The sequence below is a fragment of the Neobacillus niacini genome, assembly GCF_036961885.1.
GTDB lineage: Bacteria > Bacillota > Bacilli > Bacillales > Cytobacillaceae > Neobacillus > Neobacillus niacini_H.
In genome coordinates this window covers 24,346-28,611 of record NZ_JBALNQ010000034.1, presented here as the reverse complement: position 1 = coordinate 28,611, position 4,266 = coordinate 24,346, and the positions used below count along the sequence as shown (strand labels likewise).

At 34.5% G+C, this 4,266-nt stretch carries 4 protein-coding genes and 1 pseudogene; 1 reads left to right on the top strand and 4 read right to left on the bottom strand.

Features of this window, described 5'->3' with window-relative positions; translation table 11 throughout:
• The 4 genes and pseudogenes from V7124_RS15620 to V7124_RS15605 form a co-directional block, all read right to left on the bottom strand.
• A pseudogene (locus V7124_RS15620) lies at window positions 1–480 on the bottom strand (hypothetical protein); the annotation flags it as partial.
• 116 nt (window positions 481–596) lie between these two features.
• Complete coding sequence (locus V7124_RS15615; protein ID WP_335417340.1) at window positions 597–1,919, bottom strand: ABC transporter substrate-binding protein; 1,323 nt, start codon at window positions 1,917–1,919, stop codon at window positions 597–599.
• 74 nt (window positions 1,920–1,993) lie between these two features.
• Entirely contained in the window at window positions 1,994–2,827 is an 834-nt protein-coding gene (locus tag V7124_RS15610) for a carbohydrate ABC transporter permease (protein ID WP_335417290.1), read from the bottom strand.
• Window positions 2,828–2,845: 18 nt separating this feature from the next.
• Window positions 2,846–3,808 carry a carbohydrate ABC transporter permease gene (locus V7124_RS15605; protein WP_335417292.1) on the bottom strand — a complete coding sequence of 321 codons (963 nt, stop codon included), beginning with the start codon at window positions 3,806–3,808 and terminating at the stop codon, window positions 2,846–2,848.
• 253 nt (window positions 3,809–4,061) lie between these two features.
• Here V7124_RS15605 and V7124_RS15600 point away from each other — a divergent pair.
• Window positions 4,062–4,266, top strand: a 205-nt coding sequence (locus tag V7124_RS15600) for a DUF624 domain-containing protein (protein ID WP_335490658.1), incomplete at its 3' end; no start/stop codon positions are given.

The following is a 4,266-nucleotide window of genomic DNA, read 5'->3' as shown; positions in this document are numbered from 1 at the left end:
TAACCAATACGTTTGATAAAAACTTAAGTGTTCCAATTTTTCAAACCATGGTTTTTCTTTAAATTGTAAAGGATTAAAATCTATTTGAGAATAATTGGTGTAAAATAAATCATTTTTAAACAAAATGGTAATATACAGAGGCATTAATAAATCAGTAATTCCAGACAATTCATTCGATATGTGTATATAATTTAGGGCGATTTTTTGTTTTACGTTAGCGGAATCTGCATCAATTAACTTATGCGTTTTTAGTAACTGATTCATGTTCGTATCAAATTGAATATAATTAGAGGTATACATCATATCATCTAACATACTCTTTATCCCTAATTCTAACATCCTTAAATCATCCTCTGATTGTGTTGCTGCACGTTGTTCTAATACATCTTTTGTAAAATAGTCTGATACGATATACGTACTTACCCACGGAAATAGAATACAAAGAATGACAGAAATGATTAATCTCATTCTTAGTGACATTTGAGTTATTTTCTTCCATAAAAACCTCACTGATGATCACCGCTTCCAACAACTAAAGAAAATAATAATAGAGAGAAAACTTTTGTTTTCCCTCTATTATAGCATGAATATTCTAATTATTTGTTAGCATCTACTACCGCTTGTACTCTTTTTTCGATGTTTTTCATTGTTTTATCAAGATCCTGTTCACCAAGGAGATATAATTCTACCTCTGCACCAAATTCGCCCCATGCTTCATTAATATAAGCTGGTGGAGCAATGACTTCAATAGGCTTAACGGTGGTAAGTGCATTCTCCAATGATTCCATATGAATGGCTTCAGGTTTTTTGGTTCCATTCACCACTGCTTCTAATGATTTGCTCATATCTGCTTCCTTCCATGCCGGTGTAAAGATTCCTTGGTCTACAATACCTTCTGTAGTCAACCAACGCATGAATTCATATGACTCTTGCTTATGTTTTGAGCTTTTAGCGATGGTAATTAAATCTCCACTCATTGGTGCAAGTGCTTCATCGCTTGCCTTTGTTTTCGGCCATGGTGCCCATGCGATTTCAAATTCAGGTATAAATTGACCCCATTCACTAATCATAAAGCTGCCAGTAGGAACCATGGATGCGGATTGACTAAAGAATTGCTGACGATAATCTAGCTTTTGCGATAATATTTCAGTAAATGGAACAGATGACTTATCTACATTTTCTAATTGATTTCGTAGTTCTAATGATGCGCGTAAAGTTGGATCAGTTGCATTTGATGTTCCATCCTCTTTTAATATTAAATTATCCTTTGCTTTACCCATTAGTTTTAAATTTGAATGGAAGAAATGCCATGAGTGTAAATACGATCCATAATGCTTGTCTGTCGTCAGCTTTTTAGCGTAATCCGTATAGTCATCCCATGTCCATTCAGTCGGAATCTTTAAGCCAGCCTCATCAAGATGTGCTTTATTAAGCATAACAAGCAGCGTGATATTTTTCATTGGCAAGCCGTAGTATTCACCATCAAAAGCAGGATAGGTATTATTGTATACTTTATTAATATCCATGCCTTCTGCCTTAGTAAATTTAGTGATGGGTTCTACCAGTCCGGCACCAATTCGTTTTGCTAGCTCTTGAGGTTGGTTGAACAAAATCAAATCCATATCATCACCCGCAGAGGCCATTAAATCTAACTGTTTGAAATAATCCTGAGTGTTCATATTTTCAACCAGTGGGATGGATTCCACTTTTACTCCTGGATGCTCTGCTTCGTATTTTGCAATGACACTTTCCCATTTTCCAACATCCTCATTGATCCAGTGGACAAATTTTAAGGTCACTTCTTCCTTAGATGTATCAGGTTTTTCTTCATCTGTTGAAGCCTTATCGTTTCCGGAACAAGCAACTAACATAAAGATTGCAAAAAGTCCCACTAGTAACAATGAACCCCATCTTTTCATCAAAATATTTTCCCCCTTATTTTTAGTTTGTATAGTAACTCTCTCTTAATATAAAGAAGGAGTACACACCATGTTTAACCTTTCACCCCACCCAGCTGTATACCTTCAATGACGTTTTTCTGTCCGATAATGAAGATAATCAGTAATGGTAAAATAGCGGAAACAGATGCTGCCATCATCAATGAGTAAACGCTGCCATGTTGATCCGAAAAACTTTGGACACCAAGTTGAATGGTAAATAATTCTTTTGATCTTAGGAAGATTAATGGATTTTGGAAGTCATTCCAGGTCCAAATAAAACGTAAGATCGCATAGGTTGCAATCGCTGGTCTTACTAATGGCAAAGCAATCGAAGTAAAAATTCTTAAATGACCAGCTCCATCCATTCTCGCTGATTCAATAATTTCATTACTAATTCCAAGATAGAATTGGCGCAGCATAAACGTTCCAAATACACTAAAACTATTTAATAGAATTAGACCGGTGTGAGTATCATATAAGCCAAGCCATCTATATAACAGAAATTGAGTAACTAACAGCGTTTGAGGTGGAATCATGAAAGTGGCCAAGACGATTAAAAAGATGAACTCTCTTCCTTTAAAATTAATTTTGGCAAATCCATATGCTGCTAAACAGGATATCGTACAAGAAACCAATGTCGTTAGAACCGTTACCTTAATAGAATTCCAATATAATAGAAGGAATGGCATGGAACCGGTCCAAACCTCTTTATAATTTTCAACCACATTCCAATTTTGAGGAATCCATTGAATCGGAAACGTTAATACATCTTCTTCTACTTTAAAAGAAGCAGAGATCATCCACAAAAATGGCATTAGAAAAGCAATTCCTATTAGAACCATAATGACGGTCATGATCAATTTTCTTATATCTAATCTTTCTACCATATCGACTGCTCCTTTCTATTAATAATTCACCCATTTTTTCTGCCCAATAAATTGAATATAGGTAACGATCAAAATAATAACAAACATAACCAATGAAATGGCTGAAGCATACCCTGTTTTTAATTCAACAAATGCTTGCTGGTACAAATAAACAACTGGTGTAATCGTTGAATTTGCTGGACCACCATTTGTTAAAACAATGATTAAATCAAATACTTTGAAGCTCGAAATAACGCCTGTAACAAACAATAGGAAAGTTGTTGGTGACACTAACGGAATCGTAATCTTTCTAAATTGAGACCAAGCAGAGGCGCCATCCATTTGTGCTGCTTCATATAATTCCTTTGGTATGTTCTGCAGTCCTGCCAAGTAAATGATTAAGTTAAAACCAATTCCTGTCCAAATCATAATTAACATAACTGATGGTAACGCAAAGGTAACGTCTGCAATCCAACCAGGTGGATTTTTAACCCCAAGCGTCAACAGTAATTGATTGATAGGACCTTTCGTTGGATGAAAAAGCACTTGAAAGACAACCGCAACGGCTACAATGCTCGAAATAAACGGCATAAAATAGATGACTTTAAACAGATCTTTCATATAAACATATTTATTAATGATCACAGCTAATGCAAGAGATATAAGTAAAGTTATCGGTACTGCTAAAATTAAGAGAACATTATTGAATAATCCTTTCAGGAATAATGCATTGGTAAGTAATTTCGAGAAATTTTCAAGCCCTACAAATTTAGCATTTTCATAGCCAGCGACAAAATTCCAATCGGTAAAACTTAAAACAAATGAAGAGAGTATAGGAAATAATACTAATATAGAAGTCCCAATAAACATTGGTCCAATAAATGCATACCCTGCTAAATTCTCCTTCCAGCCACTAAAAGGAGTTCTATTTTTTGCTCTCTTGCGCACTTTACTTTTTGGCGTATGTACCACTTTTGTTTCGACCTTTACTTCGCTATTCAAGAATTTCACCCCTTCTTCTATATTCTAGATTTAGTATAGTTACTGAAATCGCTTTCAACAATATTGAATTTTTACATTATTGGGAAAATTTTTACCACTTTTATCATGCCCCTTATTCAATAGTTAATCTTGCTAACTTTCCCACCTATTTCTGGCTTTATTTTTACCTTTTAGATAAAATTTTTACTTTATTACCAAAAAGAAAACGCTGGCATTTTGTGCATGATATATTTATTGATAAGGAGGGATCACCATGCAATTAGGTTCATTTTCAAATGCTGTTTATACTTTTTGTGATTGGATAGCAAGACTTGCATATATTAATCTATTATGGATTCTTTTTACGATAAGTGGATTTGTGATTTTTGGATTTTTTCCAGCCACCATTGCGATGTTAGCAACATTAAGACAGTTTATACGAAAAAATCATCCACCAGTATTCCAAACCTTTTGGCATT

Excerpts from the sequence above, each read along its gene's own strand:
- V7124_RS15615 (WP_335417340.1), bottom strand. The coding sequence starts at position 1,919 with ATGAAAAGATGGGGTTCATTGTTACTAGTGGGACTTTTTGCAATCTTT.
- V7124_RS15610 (WP_335417290.1), bottom strand. The coding sequence starts at position 2,827 with ATGGTAGAAAGATTAGATATAAGAAAATTGATCATGACCGTCATTATG.